The sequence below is a fragment of the Pseudarthrobacter sp. MEB009 genome, from assembly GCF_030208875.1.
Taxonomy (GTDB): Bacteria; Actinomycetota; Actinomycetes; order Actinomycetales; family Micrococcaceae; genus Arthrobacter.
This window is the reverse complement of the sequence record NZ_JARVTC010000003.1, coordinates 121,094-138,984: the sequence shown is the minus strand read 5'-3', so window position 1 is coordinate 138,984 and position 17,891 is coordinate 121,094. Positions and strand designations below refer to the sequence as shown.

At 69.6% G+C, this 17,891-nt stretch carries 14 protein-coding genes; 6 read left to right on the top strand and 8 right to left on the bottom strand.

Annotated features, from left to right (window positions below; translation table 11 throughout):
- Positions 1-51: 51 nt before the first annotated feature.
- From QRN07_RS01850 to QRN07_RS01815, 8 genes are all read right to left on the bottom strand, one after another.
- Positions 52-1,374 carry a mannitol dehydrogenase family protein gene (locus QRN07_RS01850; protein WP_285240225.1) on the bottom strand — a complete coding sequence of 441 codons (1,323 nt, stop codon included), beginning with the start codon at positions 1,372-1,374 and terminating at the stop codon, positions 52-54.
- A 98-nt stretch (positions 1,375-1,472) separates the two neighbouring features.
- On the bottom strand, positions 1,473-2,897 hold the full coding sequence (uxaC, locus tag QRN07_RS01845) for a glucuronate isomerase (RefSeq protein WP_285240224.1): 1,425 nt from the start codon (positions 2,895-2,897) through the stop codon (positions 1,473-1,475).
- A 77-nt stretch (positions 2,898-2,974) separates the two neighbouring features.
- Entirely contained in the window at positions 2,975-4,036 is a 1,062-nt protein-coding gene (locus QRN07_RS01840; RefSeq protein ID WP_285240223.1) for a LacI family DNA-binding transcriptional regulator, read from the bottom strand.
- A 114-nt stretch (positions 4,037-4,150) separates the two neighbouring features.
- Positions 4,151-5,623 (bottom strand): MFS transporter, encoded by a 1,473-nt coding sequence (locus tag QRN07_RS01835; RefSeq protein ID WP_285240222.1) that lies wholly within the window; start codon positions 5,621-5,623, stop codon positions 4,151-4,153.
- A gap of 83 nt (positions 5,624-5,706) precedes the next feature.
- A complete protein-coding gene (locus QRN07_RS01830) occupies positions 5,707-6,198 on the bottom strand; it encodes a MarR family winged helix-turn-helix transcriptional regulator (protein WP_050684509.1) in 492 nt (163 codons plus the stop codon).
- A gap of 57 nt (positions 6,199-6,255) precedes the next feature.
- On the bottom strand, positions 6,256-6,585 hold the full coding sequence (locus tag QRN07_RS01825) for a GYD domain-containing protein (RefSeq protein ID WP_050684508.1): 330 nt from the start codon (positions 6,583-6,585) through the stop codon (positions 6,256-6,258).
- Between the two features lie 143 nt (positions 6,586-6,728).
- The gene (locus tag QRN07_RS01820; protein ID WP_285240221.1) at positions 6,729-7,772 is read right to left on the bottom strand and encodes a DUF6226 family protein; all 1,044 of its coding nucleotides are present in this window, start codon (positions 7,770-7,772) and stop codon (positions 6,729-6,731) included.
- 175 nt (positions 7,773-7,947) lie between these two features.
- Entirely contained in the window at positions 7,948-8,292 is a 345-nt protein-coding gene (locus QRN07_RS01815; RefSeq protein WP_285240220.1) for a hypothetical protein, read from the bottom strand.
- A 163-nt stretch (positions 8,293-8,455) separates the two neighbouring features.
- Here QRN07_RS01815 and QRN07_RS01810 point away from each other — a divergent pair, with 163 nt between their 5' ends.
- From QRN07_RS01810 to QRN07_RS01785, 6 genes are all read left to right on the top strand, one after another.
- The gene (locus QRN07_RS01810) at positions 8,456-9,529 is read left to right on the top strand and encodes an NAD(P)H-dependent flavin oxidoreductase (protein WP_285240219.1); all 1,074 of its coding nucleotides are present in this window, start codon (positions 8,456-8,458) and stop codon (positions 9,527-9,529) included.
- Between the two features lie 90 nt (positions 9,530-9,619).
- Positions 9,620-10,252, top strand: a complete 633-nt coding sequence (locus QRN07_RS01805; RefSeq protein ID WP_285240218.1) for a hypothetical protein — start codon at positions 9,620-9,622, stop codon at positions 10,250-10,252.
- 84 nt (positions 10,253-10,336) lie between these two features.
- Complete coding sequence (locus tag QRN07_RS01800; RefSeq protein ID WP_050684503.1) at positions 10,337-11,071, top strand: YcnI family copper-binding membrane protein; 735 nt, start codon at positions 10,337-10,339, stop codon at positions 11,069-11,071.
- Between the two features lie 101 nt (positions 11,072-11,172).
- Positions 11,173-11,823 (top strand): DUF4232 domain-containing protein, encoded by a 651-nt coding sequence (locus tag QRN07_RS01795; RefSeq protein ID WP_082178198.1) that lies wholly within the window; start codon positions 11,173-11,175, stop codon positions 11,821-11,823.
- Between the two features lie 45 nt (positions 11,824-11,868).
- Positions 11,869-17,028, top strand: coding sequence for an ATP-dependent helicase (locus tag QRN07_RS01790; protein ID WP_285240217.1), 5,160 nt, complete (start codon positions 11,869-11,871; stop codon positions 17,026-17,028).
- On the top strand, positions 17,021-17,890 hold the full coding sequence (locus tag QRN07_RS01785) for an Fpg/Nei family DNA glycosylase (RefSeq protein ID WP_056598108.1): 870 nt from the start codon (positions 17,021-17,023) through the stop codon (positions 17,888-17,890). The genes QRN07_RS01790 and QRN07_RS01785 overlap by 8 nt, the downstream gene beginning before the upstream one ends.
- Position 17,891: the final 1 nt, after the last annotated feature.

The window sequence follows — 17,891 nt, the reverse complement described above, 5'->3', positions numbered from 1 at the left end:
TGGATGGGAAGGCCAGCGGAAACCGGGGTGACCGGACGGTTTTGGCACGTGTCAGCCGGGGGCCGGGGATGCGGCCACCCTCCCGGTGAGGCCCCCGATCAGCTCCACAACGGCGGCATCCGCCGCGAGGTCCGCGTCCACCAGTTCAAGCAAGGCGCGGAGCCGTTCGGTTCCAGCCAGGGCATTGGCCGCCTCGACTCCGGCCGCCAATGGATCCTGGGCAGGCGGCAACTGGGCCGTGCATTCCAGCCAGGCAGCAATCATCAGGGCGGCCGCGGCACCGGTCCTGCCGGCCGCCCGCTCGGCGCGCAGGACGGGGACGGCGCGCATCCTGAGCTTGGTGGTCCCGTCCATGGCGATCTGCGCCAGATGGTGGGCGATCCTGGCGTTGCCGAACCGCGCCAGCAAGGCAGCCCGGTAGGCGGGTACGTCCAGGCCTTCGGCGGGCAGGTTGGCCTCCGCTTCATCCCAGAACGCCTCCACGGCGTGCCGGCATGCGGGGTCGGCCAGGGCCTGGGCCACGGTGGCGTGTCCGCGGACCTGGCCGGCATAGGCCAGCAGCGAGTGGGCGCCGTTCAGCAGCCAGAGCTTCCGGTTCTCATAAGGTTCGATGTCTTCGACAAAGAGCGCTCCGGCGTCTTCCCAGCGCGGCCTGCCCGCGGGGAATTCCCCGCTCAGGACCCAGCTGGAGAAGGGTTCGGCCACCACCGGAGAGGAGTCCCGGTAGCCGCAGGCGGATGCCACAGCTTCAAGGTCCGCTGCCGTGGTCCGGGGCGTGATCCGGTCCACGGACGTGCTGACGAAGCTGACTGCGTCACGGATCCACTCCGCCAGCGCCGGCTCCCAGGCCCCGGCCATGCCCAGTACGGCATTGCGGGCCACGGTCCCGTTGTGCGAAAGGTTGTCGCAGCAGACCACTGCCAGGGGTCCCGCCGCCGCTGCCCGGCGGGCGGCGAGGCCAAGGACCAGGCGGCCCAGCGGCGTCACCGGCCGGCCCGTACCGCGCAGGGCCGCGAGGTCCGCGGCCACCTCCGGCGCGGCAGCGTCGAACCCGCCATCGGCGGTGGCCAGGTACCCGGCTTCGGTGATGGTGAGCGTGACCACGGCCGTTGCCCGCGCGGCCAGCAGCGCGGCAAGCCGGTCGACGTCGGCACCGTCCACCGCTTCGACGATGCTGCCAACCACGCTGAACGAGTCACCCGCGTCGGCCCGCTCCACCACGGTGAAGAGGCCGTCCTGGGCTGCCAGCGCGAGGGCTGCGTCCGGACGCCTGCCCGTGAACGCGGCGATTCCCCATTGCGCCGCATCGCCGGCCTGCTGGGTATACCAGGCCTGGTGCGAGCGGTGGAAGGCGCCCAGGCCCAGGTGGACCATCCGTACCGGCGCCTTGGGCGCATTCCGGAGCTCCCGGGTAAGCCGGGGCAGTCCGGCGGCGGACTCTTTGCCTTGGGCTCTGTCCTGCAGGCCGGCGCTCACAGCTTGAAGACCCGGCGCGGCGAGCCGTCCACCAGGTCCACGATGAGCTCGTGGGCCCTGTCCTCGGAGACGCGGTGCTCGGCCACAAGGCGGGCCAGGAAGGACGCCTCGATCCGGCGGGAGGCATCGTGCCGGGCCGGGATGGAGCAGAAGGCCCTGGTGTCGTCGATGAACCCCGAGGACCGGGAGAAGCCGGCGGTTTCGGTGACGGCGGAACGGAACCGCAGCATGGCGTCCGGGGCGTCCAGGAACCACCACGGGGCGCCAAGGTAGACGGCCGGGTAGAAGCCGGCCAAAGGCGCCAGTTCGCGGGAAAAGACTGTCTCGTCCATGGCGAACAGCACCAGGTGGAAGTCCTTGGCGTTGCCGAAGTCCTGCAGGACGGGACGGATGCTTTCGGTGTAGTCGATGGCGAACGGAATGTCGTGCCCGCTGTCCGCCCCGAAGGTGTTGAACGTGGGTTCGTGATGGTTCCGGTAGGAGCCGGGGTGGATGGTCATGACCAGGCCGTCCGCTACTGACATCCGAGCCATCTGGTACATCATGTGCGCTTCGAAGTCCTCGCGGTCCGCGGCGCTGGCCTGGCCGGCCCTGGCGCGGTCAAACAGCCTGGCCGCGTCGGCGGCCTCGAGCTTGAGCGTGCGGGGCGTCCGCACGCCATGGTCTGCGGAGACGGCGCCGTGCTCAATGAAGTACTGCCGCCGGTTTTCCAGCGCGGTGAGGTAGCCCGCGTAGCCCGTGCCGCCGTCGCCCGCTGCTGCAATCAGGCGCTCCACGTTACCGGCCCACTCCGGGTGCGCGATGTTCAGGTACTGGTCCGGCCGGAAGGTCGGCAGGACGCGGCCGTGGAAGGTGGGGTCCCCGGCGATGGCCTTGTGGCTGGCCAGGTCATCCAGGGGGTCATCGGTGGTGGCGAGGACCTCGATGTTGAAGTCCTTGAAGAGCTGGCGGGGCCGGAAGCCGGGTTCCTGGAGCCGGGCGCTGATGGCGTCGAAGCTGGCATCCGGTTCGGTTGCGGAGGGCTCGCTGTGCAGGCCGAACACGCTCTGGAACTGGTTGCGCAGCCAGTAGCCGGACGCGGTCCCTTCGAACAGGGGCCAGGCCTTGCAGAACTCGCGCCATACGGTGCGGGAATCCGGGGCGGCGCCGGGGTTGCCGTGGCTGCCGGCCTGGGGCCGCAGGAGGTTCTGGTCCACGCCCGCGGAGTGGACCAGCCGGGTGACGTAGTGGTCCGGACTGACCAGCAGCACCGCAGGGTCCGGAAACGGCGTGTTGTGTTCAATGACCGCGGCATCAACGTGGCCGTGCGGGGAAATGATGGGCAGGTCCTTGACTCGCTGAAAAAGATCCCTGGCAATCCTGCGGGTTCCGGGATCGGCGGGCAGGAGCCTGTCCGGGTTGACGGCAATCGACTGTGACATAAGTCAATGGTCCGGGTCCGTCAGCCATCTTGTCAACCGGTTGCCAAAAGTTGCCATTGGCTGCTGACCCGCATTTATCAGCCCTGCCGCACGACCCGCCCGCTGGAGCCGCGCAGCACCAGCTCCGTCTCCACGCGGAGGGTGCCGGCGTCCCCGCCCTCGCCGGCCAGCAGGTCCAGGAGCCGGGTGGTTGCGGCGGTGCCACACTCCCCAAGCGGCGACCGGACAGTGGTCAGCGGCGGCGTGGTGAAATCGGCACCGAAGATGTCATCGAAGCCCACAATGCTGATCCGGTCCGGTACGGCCATGCCGCCGGCCTGCAGTTCCTGCATCAGGCCGATGGCCAGGAGGTCGTTGTAGGTCATAACGGCGGTTGCCCCGCTGGCCAGGACGTCGCGCGCCACCTGCCGGCCGCCGTCGACCGTTGGCCTGCTGGATTCCAGCCGCACAGGAGTGACCCGCGACCATTCGCAGGCCGCCTGGACTCCTTCCCAGCGGCGCGCCGACATCCAGGACTGGGGCGGGCCCGCCACAAACGCCAGTTTGCGGTGGCCGTTGGCGGCCAGCGACCGGACTGCTTCGCTGATGCCCTTGCCGACGTCCGGGATGACGCAGGGCACGCCGTCGACCTCGCGGTTGATGACCACCACGGGCTTATCTGCTGCCAGTGCGCGAATGTCGTTGTCGTCCATGCGCGGGCTGGCCAGGATCAGGCCGTCGGCGGTGGCCATCATGCGCCGCGCGGCGGTGAGCTCGGTGACGCCGGATTCGGCGGACTCGGCCAGCACCAGGGTGTAGTCCCGCAGCGTCGCGGTGGCCTGGGCGCCGCGGATGATGTCGAAGAAGGTGGGGTTGGTGATATCGGCGACGATCAGGCCGATGGTGTTGGTCCGGCCGGTGGGCAGGGCCCGGGCAAACGGATTGACCTGGTAGCGCAACTCCGCGGCGGCGTCCTCGATGAGTTTCTGCGTCTTGGCGCTGACCCTGCCCGGCTTGCTGAGCGCCCGGGACACCGTGGAGGGGTTCACACCGGCCAACTTGGCGATGTCGTAGATGGTGGCATTCGACTTGCCGTCCCGCCCCGGCCTTTTGGCAGCATCAGGGATCGCGGCGGGGTCCTTGGGGTTGGGTTCAGTCACGGCTTCATCCTAACGACGCCCCTCCCAACTGACTCGCAGTTGTTGTCGTTTTGAGGGTCGAAAACGACAACAACTGCGAGTCAGTTGGGAGGGGGGCAGGATCAGCCCGGCAGCCTACAGGTGGACAGCCGGAGCGTCCGGCGCGGCGCCGCTGAACGTCTTCCGGCTGATGTCGATCAGCACCAGTGCGATGGGGGCGATCAGGATCGCCACGCCTGCAGCCCACCAGAAAACAGCTGCGTATCCGCTGGACAGCGCTGCTAGGGGTGCCCCGCCGGCCGTTGCCGTGGCAGCAGCGGCGATGGTGCTGAACAACGCGATTCCGAGGGAGCCGCCGATCTGCTGTGAGGCGTTGACCAGGGCACTTGCCACGCCGGCGTCGTCCTTGTCCACGCCAAAGAGCGCCAGGTTCTGCATGGGAACAAACACCATCCCCAGGCCGATGCCCAGCAGGATCAGCGCCGGCAGCATAACCACGGCGTAATTGCCATCAGGAGTCACCTGCGTGAGCCACAGCATGGCGGCCGCCATAAACGCCGGGCCCACTGCGGTGGGGATGCGGGCGCCAAGGGTGGGCAGGTTTTTGGCCACGATCGCAGCCGTGATGATGAGGACCACCGTCATGGGCAGCGAGGCCAACCCGGCAATAAACGGCGCGAAGCCCAGCACAATCTGGATGTAGAAGTTGATGAACAGGATGCCGCCGATCAGCACGGCACCGGCCAGGAAGGACGCCAGGAAGGCTGCCGCCCGGTTGCGTTCCGTGGCCACCCGCAACGGAAGCAGGGGGTGGGCCACACGCTTTTCGACGGCGATGAACAGCGCTATCAGCACCACGCCGGCCAGGATAAAGCCCCACGCGCCGGGGGTGGCCCAGCCGTGTTCGGCGTTGGTGAAGCCGTAAACCAGGGCGCCAAGGCCCAGGGCCGCAAGGACCACGCCGGGCCAGTCGTACCGGGGAACGCCGCCTGCCTTGCTTTCCGCAACCCGCTTCCAGACACCCAGCAGGGCGACGACGGCGATGGGCACGTTAACGAGGAAACACCAGCGCCACGAAACGTAGTCCGTCAGGAAGCCGCCCAGCAGCACCCCCACCGCGGCGCCCACGCCGCTGATGGAGCCGAACACCGCGAACGCCGTGCCGCGTTCCCGGCCACCCGGGAAGGAAACTGTCAGCAGCGCCAGCGCGGCGGGTGCCAGCAAGGCTGCGAACAATCCCTGCAGGGCCCGGGCGCCGATCAGTTCCCACGGCGCCTGGGCCAGGCCGCCCAGCAGCGACGCCACGGCGAACCCCGTGGCCGCCGTCATAAACGCACGCTTGCGGCCCCAGAAATCCGCGATGCGGCCGCCCAGGAGGAGGAACGCGCCCAGCGCCAGGGCGTAGGCGGTGACCACCCACGCCCGGGTGGAGTCGCTAATGCCCATCTCCACCTGCAGCCGGGGCAGGGCCAGGTTCACGATGGTGCCATCGAGGACCACCATGAACTGGGCGAGCGCCAGGAAGACCAGCGCCCACCACTTGCCGCCGCTCGCCCGCCCCTCCGCGCGCTCCGCCAAAACCGCCGGGGTTGCTGTTTGTGTTGCCACCAAAAATCTCCGCTTCTTCAAAAGTAATACTTACATAAGTATAAGTATCTATCCGGCAGGCACCAAACGGGCCATGTTCAGGCTCAGGCGTCGGGTTCGTGGAGGATGGCGGCAAGCCGTTCCAATGCGGGCAGCGCCGCCGCGAGGCGCGCCAGGTCATCCGCGGTCAGCTTGTCGGTGGCCGTGGCGAGGGCACCGGCCCAGGCTCCTTCAAGCAGGGACTTGATCCGGCGCGACTCGGCGGTGGCGTGGAGTGCCACATAACGCTTGTCCGCCGCGTCCCGGGTGCGGGTGACCAGGCCCAGTGCCACCAGTTCCCGCAGTTGCGCGCTGACGTTGCTTAGTTGCCTGCCGAGCCTGGCTGCCACCTCGGCCACCGTGATCCCGGGATGCCGTTCGATGACGCGGATGACGTCCAGCACCCCGCTGGACAGCGGCAGCACACCCGTCCCCTCGTGGCTTTTCCGGCGCACTTCGAAGGAGATGTCCAGGACGGCCACGGCCAGGGGCCGATGGTTAAAGGGGCTGGCCACCGGAGGCAGTGCAGCTTCGCGGCGGGTCTTGGCAGGATCCATTCCCCAAGCATAGGAGAGCCGGGGGCCGGGCCCCGCGGCCTGTCCGGACGCTGCGGCTTATTCGGCGCCCGGGCTGCGGTAGGCAATTTCGCCGGCAGTCCGGAGGGCGTCCAGGGTTTCCTCGACCGTGAGCAGCACAGTTGTCTCAAACGAGGCCAGGGCCCCGCCGCCGCTGATGGCGAGCGCCACCGCGGCCATGGATACGTTGTCCGGCGCCTCCCACAGGTTGTAGCCGTCGTGGGCGCCGAATCCGTACCAGAATCCGTGCAGCTTTCCCCCCACCGATTCGATGTACTGCTGCGCCGCCTTGCGCCTGTCCTCCGGGTGGCTGATCAGCCTGGCCCAGGTTTCCGGCGTGTAGCTGAATTTTGAGAGATAGAGCGGCATTGACCTGTCCTGTCCGTCGCGGCCAAACTGCGGATAACCCCAGAATGGCACTGCGGGGCACCGGCAGCAATGCCCGCGTGGCAAGCCCGGTGGGCGGAGGCAACGGAATGTCCCGCCGCCGTCGTCCGCTGCTGCTGCCGCTGCTAGGTAACCATCCGCCCCGCCTTCCGTAACGGCCAAGCGCCCCAGCCGACGGCGACATCCCGCAGCCTGGCCGCAGCTTCACCCAGGCGTCCGCCGTCAATGGGTCCAGGCGCACCGCATCCGCTTTCCGAGCCTGAACCATCGGCCGCGGCAAGCACGTACTCAAGCTGGTGTCGCCTGCCTACGGGGTAGCGTTCGGCGTACCCGCCCGCGGCCACGCCGAGAACGAGCATTTCCAGGCGGTCTGCCGTTGATTCCGACGTTTCGTCGCACGCGTCGCATCCGCAGGCCGGAAACGGGAAATCGTGCAGCACCCCGGCGTGGACGATGACGCCGGGAAAGCCCGTAAAGACGAAGGTGAGGGGCGCGGCCCCGGCGTGGTGCGGGGTAAGCCTGACGGCCCGCCGGACATCCGGGTGGGGCAGCAGGAGGTCCCCGGCCAGTGCCGGATCCTCCCGGACATCGATGGCGTAGGTTCCTTCCAGGTGGCTGATCAAAGCATCGGCAATGGCGTGGAGGCCGGCGAACCGGCCCGGATTGCTGACCACTTCATAGGCTTCCTGCGGCGGACCGCCGCCATCCCAACGCCCGCCGTACCGTCTGGCATCCGCACCGGAAAAGTAACGAACGTCCGGCAGGCTGGGACGGATGTAGACGGGGTGCCCCGAAGCCGGTACCGGCAGGGGCCCCGCGGGCCCGCCAAGGTCCTCCTGGGCCCATCCCCGCAGCTTGGCCGCAAACGCCTGTACCATTTCGTCGCCTGCGCCGCAGAGCCCCTCAACCACAGCCCGGACCACGAACCGCGCCTCATGGTTCCCCACCTCGGCGCCACCTGGACCGACGGTCCACGATGCATCCGGCCGCAGGCCTGCAATGGTGTTACCTGTAAAAACCGCGGCGGCAGCCAGCCTGTCCGAATTGGCCCTGATGGTTGGCCCGTGCGCCTGGAGGAAGCCGGCGAGCGCAGCGGGATCAGCGGCCAGCTCCGCCGGGACGGCGCCCGCAGCTTCGCAGTACCGGGCGAACACGGCATAGCCGCCCACATGCCTGACCTGACCAGATTGCCCGTCCGTGAGCGGTCCGTACCTGGCCTGACCCAAGGACACGCCCGCGGGCAAGACACCTGGCGGTCCTACGAAAAGGTCTTCCACTCCATCACCTTGGATCCTGTGGTGCGGCATGCCTGGTTGGCCGCCGTCAGGCGTACCATTTTTGTTGCTACAACCGGTCGGTGCGGTCCTCACCCCTGTGCCCGGAACCGCGCAGGTTGTCCTGGACCTTGCCGAACAGGTCCTTGATGGTGGACTCGGCGTTGGTGATCACGTCCACCTGCAGGTACACCTCATGGTTGGACGGAAGGTCGTACTCGTCCTTCAGGTGCGTCCCGCCGGCGACCCCGTCCAGGGACAGGTAGACCATGGCTTCGGTGCGCGCGATCCCCGCGATCCGGCCGAACACCACAGTGAATTCATTGGGCTGGAAACTGACCGTCTGGCCGATGTGGCTGCGGTCCAGCTCGCCTGCCGGGACGCCCCGCTCTGACTGCGCTCCGGTGTATTCCATGAACAGCTCCTTACGTCGCAGAAGATTGTCTCCGCAGTCTAACGCCCGGCTGTTCCGGCCGATACTGCCGTTGCCGGGCCCCTTTCCGGAACGGGTTCTTGGGCCCGGGCGCCGGGCCTGAAAGACTGGCCGGGCCAGCATTTCCCGGACCCAGGAGACCGCCATGAACCACCCGCGCACCGGCCAGGCCGGGACCGCCCGCCTTACGGACCTGCTGGAAATCGAGGCCCCCGTGGTCCTGGGACCCTTCGGCGGCGTCTCGTCGGTGGCGCTGACGGCAGCAGTGAGCGACGGCGGCGGGCTGGGTTCGTTCGGGCTGTACGGGTTCGATGCGGCTGCCATCGAAAAGACGGCAGCTGCCCTGCGGGCGGCCACCGCCCGGCCCTTTGCCCTGAACCTCTGGGTCCCCACGGGAACCGAGCCGACGGACCTGTCGGTGGCGGATTTCCAGCGCTATGTTGGGATCCTCAAGCCCTACTTTGACCAACTGGACCTGCCGCTGCCGGACATGCCGGACCGGTACCTGCCGGACTATGGCGAGCAGGTGGCGGCAACCCTGGCTGCCCGTCCCGCCGTCGTGAGCTTTGTCTTCGGCGTCCCTGCGCCTGAGGTGGTGGAGGCGGCGCACCGGCTGGGCATCAAGGTCCTGGGGACCGCAACCACCGTGGCCGAAGCCGTGGCGCTGGAGGCCGGCGGCGTGGATGCCGTGGTGGCCAGCGGAATGGAGTCCGGCGGCCACCGGGTGTCCTTTTTGGCGCCGGCCGGCGAATCCCTGGTGGGCACGTTTGCGCTGGTGCCTCAGGTGGCGGACGCCATCCACATTCCGGTGATCGCTGCCGGCGGCATCGCGGACCGCCGCGGGGTGGCCGCCGCCTTCGCGCTGGGCGCCGACGGCGTGCAGGTGGGCACCGCGTTCCTGGCCACCGGGGAATCGGCTGCCGTGCCCGCCTACCGGTCATTGCTGCGCAGTCCTGCCGCCGGGACCACCGTCCTGACCCGGGCCATGAGCGGCCGGCTGGCGCGGGGCCTCCCCAACCGGGTCACGGCCGAACTCGAGGATGCGGCCCTCGTGGCCCCCTTCCCCATCCAGAACTGGCTGACCGGGAAATTCCGGCCCCAGGCTGCTGCTGCGGGCAACACGGACCTGATGTCCTTGTGGGCCGGACAGGCCGCCCCGCTGCTGCGCCATGGCACCGCCGCTGAGGTCCTCGCCGAACTGCTTGCCGGCGCACCCTGATCCGGCACGGCCGCCGCCCATCCGGGGCCAACCATGCCTCGAATCACCGGTAGAATCTAGACCGCCATGCGGGACCGGAAAGGAGGAGCTGTGCCAGCACACCCACACACTCCTTTCCACGTGCTCCGATCCTCGGCAGTGGCAACCGGCATCCTCGCGCTCGCAGCAGGGGCCCACCTTGCCGGTGGCGGCGAGCTTCCCGCGCCGGGCATCATGCTGGCGGTTCTGGCCCTGACCGTACTGGCCAGCACCACCGCCACACGCCTGCGCCTGGGCTTTCCCGCCATGGCCGCGCTGCTGGGCGGCGGGCAGGTGGTGCTCCACGGACTGTTCAACGCCTTCAGCGGCACCGTCACCGCGGCGGCAAACGTTGCGCCCGCTGGGCACCACCACGATCCTGCCGCGGAACTCCAGGCCTATGCCGGCCTGGCCCCGCTGGCCGGGCACCTGCACCAGCCCGGCGCCAGCGGTCCCCTGATGCTTGCCGCCCATGCGTTGGCCACCGTAGGCTGCGCGCTCCTGCTGGCCAGGGGCGAGGCTGCCTTGTGGGCCCTCGCCGGCTGGCTCCGGCCGCTGGCCGGCCTGCCCCGGGCCGCCGCCCTCCACACCGTTCCGTCGGTGCCGGCGGAAAGCCGGCCTGCCTGGCCTGCCCGGCAGCCGTGGCGGAACCTCCGGTGGGACAGCCGGCGCGGCCCGCCTTCCGCCGTCGTGAATCCCGCCTGACCGGCGAACCGGACAATCCTTTCCGGCGCCGGGTCCCATACACCCTGCACCCCCTTGTTTGGGGTGCGCCAGAAAGGCAATCCCATGACCAGCACCCTCCTTCGCCGCACCCTCACCACCGCAGCTGCCACGGGCGGCGCAGCCGCGCTCCTGCTCTCCGGAGCCGTCGGCGCCTCCGCCCACGTGGGCGTCACCCCGGACAAAACGTCAGCCAACTCGTACGCGCTCCTGACCTTCGCCGTGCCGCATGGCTGCGAGGAGTCGAACACCACCAAGGTTGCCATCACGCTGCCCCAGGAACTCAACGACGCGCAACCCACCGTCAACCCCAACTGGACCGTCGAAAAGGTCACCGAGCAGCTGGCCGAACCCCGGAAGCTGGCTGACGGCACCGCCATCACCAAGCGGACCAGCCAGATCGTGTACACCGCCAAGACCCCGCTGGAGCACGAACTCCGGGACACCCTGGTCCTGTCCGTGAAACTGCCGGACCTTGCCGGCACCACGCTGAACTTCCCCACCCTGCAGACCTGTGAAACCGGGCAGACTGACTGGTCCGAAATCGCCAAGGAAGGCCAGGACCCGCATTCCCTCGATGCCCCGGCGCCGTCGATCACCATCACTGACGTGGCCGCCGAGGGCCACGGGGACGGTCACGCCGAAACAGCGGCCACCGAGCAGGTGGCGGCAGTAACGGACAGCGGCGCCGACGCTCGGAGCTGGGCCGGCCTGGTGGCGGGCGTCGGCGGCCTGGCCCTCGGCGCGGCGGCACTGGTACGCAGCGGCGCCCGGCGCAAGGCCGCAGCTGACGCGAAATAGCCTGCACGCCTGATGCCCGGATCATCACGATCCGGGCATCAGTTGCCTTCCGGGCTGGTGGCTTTGTTGACGCGGGCAACCTCTGGCGTAAAGGTGGTGCGATGAGGTCTCAGCGAATTTCCCAGGCGTTTACCATTACGACGGCGGCCGCTGCGGCTGCCCTGCTGCTCACCGCGTGCGGTGGAGGCGATCCGCAGGCGGAACCCACGACGTCGGCGTCCAACTCCGGTTCAGCAACGTCGGCACCGGCCAGCGCATCGGCGTCGCCCACGCCCAGTGCGCCGGCCACCACGGCGCCCGCCACGTCGGCACCGGCCACCACACCGGCTGCCACCGCCCTCTGCAAGGCGTCGGGGCTCGTTGCGGAAACCGACCCTTCCGGTGGCGGTGCTGCCGGCAGCGTTTACATGAAGCTGAACCTCACCAACACCGGCACCGAGCCTTGCCTGCTCAAGGGTTACGCCGGCGTGTCGCTGACCGCCGATGCTGCCGGCGACCCCATCGGCGCCGCTGCCGCCCGGGACGTCACAACACCCGAAACGGAGGTCCTGCTTGCCCCAGGGGAGACCGGGACGGCGGTGCTGCGCTACGTCCAGGCCGGCAATTTCCCCGACTGCGCCCAGGTGCGGGCCGGCGGCTACCGCGTGTACCCGCCGGAGGACACCGCATCGCTTTTCCTGCCCGACCCCACCAACGCCTGCAGCAACGCCGGCATCAACCTGCTGAGCATCGGCGCTTTCCAACCATCGTAGGCCGCGGTCAGCTGTCCTGTCGGTGGTGTGCGGCATGATGGAGGCATGACGCAGGAACAGCCCGTCGCGGGCGCCAAGGATTCCGGTGCAGCAGCACCCATGGGCCAGTTCAGCCGGCCCACCCGCGACTGGTTCCTGGGTGCCTTCAGCGGCCCCACCCCTGCCCAGGCCGGGGCCTGGAACGCCATTTCCTCCGGCTCGCATGCCTTGGTGGTGGCCCCCACCGGCTCCGGAAAGACGCTGGCGGCCTTCCTCTGGGCCCTGGACCGGCTCCTGACCTCCACCCCCGGGCCCGATGCCGCGGATCCCGTCGCAGGCCAGGACACGCTCCCGGGGGTTGGGGCCGGATCCACGGGCAAGGTCACCGGCCAGGCCGCGGGCAAGGGCAGGCGCCCGCGCGCGCCCAAGCGGAAAACCCGGGTCCTCTACATCTCACCCCTGAAGGCCCTGGGGGTGGACGTGGAACGGAACCTCCGCGCCCCGCTGATCGGCATCACCCAGACCGCCAAGCGCCTTGACCTGCCGGCGCCCTTGATCACCGTGGGTGTCCGGTCCGGGGACACCACCACCGCGGACCGCAGGTCTTTGCTGACCACTCCGCCCGATATCCTCATCACCACCCCGGAATCCCTGTTCCTGATGCTGACCTCGAAGGCCCGCGAGACCCTGGCGGAGGTGGACACCATCATCATCGATGAGGTCCATGCCGTGGCCGGGACCAAGCGCGGCGCCCACCTCGCCGTCTCGCTCGAACGGCTGGACGCCCTGCTGCCCAAGCCCGCCCAGCGGATCGGGCTCTCAGCCACCGTGGAGCCCAAGGAGCTGGTGGCCCAGTTTCTGGCCGGTTCGGCGCCGGTGGAGATCGTTGCCCCGCCGGCGTCCAAGACCTGGGACCTCACCGTTTCAGTGCCTGTGGAGGACATGTCGGACCTGCAGGGCGCGGCCGGCGCGTTCGACTCCGGCCCGGCCTCAGGGCTCCAGCCGCAGGCTTCCATCTGGCCGCATGTTGAGGAAAAGATCGTGGACCTGGTGCTGGCCAACCAGTCCACCATCGTCTTCGCCAATTCCCGGCGGCTTTCGGAGCGGCTCACGGCCCGGTTGAACGAAATCTACGCGGAGCGCCAGCTGGTTGCGGTGGGCGGCGGCTGGGACGGAACCCCGGCCGCGGAGGGGGACGGCGCACCTGGATCTGACCGCCGTCCGGGCGGGCCGGCGTCGGGCCTTCCCGCCTCAACCCCCGCCCAGATGATGGCGCAGGCCGGCAGTTCCGCCGGCGCGGACCCGGTGCTGGCGCGGGCGCACCACGGATCCGTGTCCAAGGACCAGCGCGCCCTGATCGAGGACGACCTCAAATCGGGACGGCTGCGGTGCGTGGTGGCCACGTCCTCGCTGGAACTGGGCATCGACATGGGCGCCGTGGATTTGGTGGTCCAGGTGGAATCGCCGCCGTCGGTGGCCAGCGGGCTGCAGCGCGTGGGCCGCGCCGGGCACCAGGTGGGCGAAGTCTCCCAGGGTGTCCTGTTCCCGAAACACCGTGCGGACCTGGTGCACACCGCCATCACCGTGGAACGGATGCTGGACGGCAAAATCGAGCGCCTGTACGTGCCGGCCAACCCGCTGGACATCCTGGCCCAGCAGACCGTCGCCGCCGCGGCCCTGGGCAGCATCGATGTGGAGGAGTGGTTTGCCACGGTCCGGCGCTCCGCCCCGTTCGCGTCGCTCCCCCGCTCGGCGTTCGAAGCCACTCTGGACCTGCTGGCCGGCCGGTACCCGTCGGACGAGTTCGCAGAGCTGCGCCCCCGGATCATCTGGGACCGCAACGCGGGGACCATCGAAGGCCGCCCCGGAGCGCAGCGCCTCGCCGTCACCTCCGGCGGCACCATCCCGGACCGCGGCCTGTTCGGCGTGTACATCATCGGCACCGAAACGGAAGGCTCTGCGTCCCCGGCTGCGGACGGAAAGCCCTCCCCCGCGCCCAAGGGCGGCCGGCGGGTGGGCGAACTGGACGAGGAAATGGTCTACGAATCCCGGGTGGGCGATGTGTTCGCGCTCGGCGCCACCAGCTGGAAGATCGAGGACATCACTCACGACCGCGTCCTGGTCTCGCCCGCGTTTGGCCAGCCCGGAAAGCTGCCGTTCTGGAAGGGCGACTCGCTGGGACGGCCAGTGGACCTGGGCCGGGCCCTGGGGGCGTTCGTCCGCGAACTGGCAGCGTCCGATTCCGGTCCCGCCCTGGAACGGTGCAAAGCCAGCGGTTTGGACGACTTCGCCGCCAACAACCTGATCCAGTACATCCGGGAACAAAAACAGGCCACCGAAGTGGTCCCCAGCGACACCACGCTGGTGGTGGAACGGTTCCACGACGAGCTGGGCGACTGGCGGGTGATCCTGCACAGCCCGTTCGGGATGCCGGTGCACGCCCCTTGGGCCCTGGCCGTGGGGCAACGGCTGCACCAGCGGTATGGGCTGGACGGCTCGGCGATGGCCGCTGACGACGGCATTGTGCTCCGGGTTCCCATGATGGAAGACGAACCACCGGGGGCGGAGCTGTTCCTGTTCGATCCGGAGGAACTGGAACAGATTGTCACCGCCGAAGTGGGCGGCAGCGCCCTGTTCGCCTCGCGGTTCCGTGAATGCGCGGCCCGCGCCCTGCTGCTCCCCCGCCAGACCCCCGGGAAACGCCAGCCGCTGTGGCAGCAGCGGCAGCGGTCAGCGCAGCTGCTGGACGTTGCCCGGAAGTACCCTACATTCCCCATCGTGCTGGAGACGGTGCGTGAATGCCTGCAGGATGTCTACGACCTTCCCGCGTTGAAAGACATTGCAGCGTCCGTGGAACGCCGCGAGCTGCGGGTGGTGGAAACCACCACCAGCCAGCCCTCACCGTTCGCCAAGTCCCTCCTGTTCGGCTATGTGGCCCAGTTCCTGTACGAGGGCGACTCACCGCTGGCCGAGCGCCGGGCCGCGGCGCTGGCCCTGGACTCCACACTCCTGAACGAGCTGCTGGGCCGGGTGGAACTGCGCGAACTCCTGGACCCCAAGGTCATCGAGTCCACCGAACGGGAACTGCAGCGGCTGCTGCCGGACCGCCGGGCCCGCGGCCTGGAAGGGACAGCGGACCTGCTCCGGCTGCTGGGACCGCTGACGCCGGACGAGGCCGCGGCGCGCCTCCAGGGCGAACCCGATCCCGAGCAGGACGCCGCCAGTGTGGCATCCGCCGCCGGCCACCTCCAGGCCCTGCAGCGTGCCAACCGCGCCATCAAAGTCAACATCGGCGGGGGGGAGCGGTTTGCCGCGGTGGAGGACGCCGCCAGGCTCCGGGATGCCATCGGGGTGCCGCTGCCCATGGGTGTGCCGCTGGCGTTCATTGAACCCGTGGCCGATCCGCTGGGCGACCTGGTATCCCGGTACGCCCGGACGCACGGGCCGTTCACGTCCGCGGAGGCCGCTGCCCGGCTGGGCCTGGGCGTGGCGGTGGTGGGCACGGCGCTGAAGCGGCTCGCCGCCGATGGCCGTGTGGTGGAGGGTGAGTTCCGCCCGCACGCCGGCGGCGACGCGGCGCAGTCGCCAACTCCCAACGGCAGCGGGCCGGACGAGGCCCTGCTGCCGGCCGGTCCGGACGACGATGACACCGATCCCGCGGACGTCGCAGAGCTGGACGACGACGGGAACGTGGCCGAGGACGCCGATCCGGAGGCGCAGGCTGCCAGGGCGGATGCCGCGGCGCGCGCCCAGGCTGCCGGCCCGGCCGGGGTGGCGGCTCCGCAGCCGGCAACCAGCGAATGGTGTGACGCCGAGGTCCTCCGCAAGCTGCGGCGCCGCTCGCTGGCAGCCCTGCGCGCCGAAGTCGAACCCGTGGACGCCTCCGCCTACGGGCGTTTCCTGCCGGCCTGGCAGCACGTCCGGGTCCCGGGCGGGGGCCGCGGGCAGCCGTCGCTCCGAGGGCTGGACGGCATCATCACCGCCGTGGACCAGCTCTCCGGCGTCCCCATCCCGGCCTCCGCCTGGGAGCCGCTCATCCTGGCCAGCCGGGTGTCCGACTACCGGCCGGCCATGCTCGACGAACTTATGGCCGCCGGTGAAGTCCTGTGGTCCGGTGCCGGCTCGCTCCCCGGCAACGACGGCTGGATCAGCCTGCACCTGGCCGATTCCGCGGAACTGACCCTGAATCCCGCCGTCGACTACGAACCCGGCGACGCCCAGCTGCGGCTCCTGGACCACCTGCGCACCAACGGCGGCGGGTACTTCTTCAGGCAGCTGACGGACATCGCCGGCGGCATGGACGCAGTCCTGGGCGACCAGGATGTGGTGTCCGCCCTGTGGGACCTTGTTTGGGCCGGCCGGATCACGGGCGATACCTTCGCGCCGGTGCGGTCGCTGATCGCGGGCGGCCACACCGCCCACCGGCAAGTGGCTCGGACCCCAAGGGCCCGGGCGCCCCGGCTGAGCAGGCTGGGCCGTTCCGGCAGCGGCCTGATCGGGGCGGCCGGTGGCGGCCGGTACGGCACCTCCGGCGCCGTCGCCACGCCGCCCATGGCCGCCGGGCGCTGGTCCGCGCTGCCCGCTCCCGAACTGGACGCCACCATCCACGCGCGGGCCACCGCGGAGCTTCTGCTGGACCGATACGGCGTGGTGACCCGCGGCTCGGTGATGGCCGAACAGATCCTGGGCGGCTTCGGGCTGATGTATAAGGTACTGGCCCGGCTGGAAGAGGCCGGCCGCTGCCGGCGCGGGTATTTCATCGAACACCTCGGCGCGGCCCAGTTCGCCGTGCCGGCCACGGTGGACCGGTTGCGGTCCTTCTCCGAGGACTCCCAGCTGGCCAAACCCGAGCCCGTGGCCCTGGCGCTGGCCGCAACGGACCCCGCCAACCCCTACGGGGCGGCGCTGTCCTGGCCCGGCGTGAACGACGACGCCGGCACCGGTCACCGGCCGGGCCGGAAAGCCGGGGCCATGGTGGTGCTGGTGGACGGCGCGCTGGTCCTTTATGTCGAGCGGGGTGGCAAGACCCTGCTGGTTTTCAGCCCCGATGAAACCGTCCTGGCCGCGGCGGGAGCCGCCCTGGTGGGGGTGGTGACCCGGGGCGCGGTGGACAAACTCATCATGGAGAAGGTCAACGGGCATGGAATCCTGGACACACCCGTCGCTGCCGCGCTCAGTGCCGCTGGCGCCTATTCCACACCGAAGGGGTTGAGGATCCGTGCCTGAGGGTGATTCGGTGTTCCGGGCCACCGCGCAGCTGCATGCCGCCCTGGCAGGCCAGGTCCTCACGGCCTCCGACTTCCGCGTGCCGCGTTTTGCCACGCTCAACGTCACGGGCTGGACGGTCAGCGAGGTAGTGCCGCGCGGAAAACACCTGCTGATCCGGGTGGTCAGCCCGGAGGGGCGGGGACTGACCATCCACTCGCACCTGAAGATGGAAGGCAGTTGGCAGGTCTATCCTCCGGGCGGCCGCTGGCGGAAACCCGGCTTCACGGCCCGCTGCGTCCTGCGGACCGCCTCGGCTGATGCCGTGGGGTTCTCCCTGGGGGTGCTGGATGTGGTCAAAACCGAGGACGAGGACTCGGTGGTGGGGCACCTGGGCCCGGACCTGCTGGGGCCAGGGTGGGATCCGGACGAAGCCGAACGCCGCATCCTCAGCGCGCCGGATGTCCCCATCGGTGTTGCCCTTCTGGACCAGCGGAACCTGGCAGGCATCGGCAACATCTACCGCTGCGAAACCCTGTTCCTGGCCGGCGTGCATCCCACGGTCCGCGCCGGCGACGTGCCTGCCTTGGTCTCCCTGCGGGAAATGATGGCCAGCGCCAAAATCCTGCTGGAGGCCAACCTGGGCCCCGGCCGGCGCGTCACCATCCTCAACGCACGCGGCGTCCCGGTGGGCCGCGCCGCAGGCCGGCCCGGCTACTGGGTGTACCGGCGTGAGCACCAGCCCTGCCTCAAATGCCGCACCCCCATCGAACACGCTGTCCTGGGCAAACTCAACGGCGACGAGGAACGGGACATCTACTTCTGCCCCAAATGCCAGCCTGCGCCCGTTGCCGGCCCCGACCCGGGACCGGCAATACCCTGAC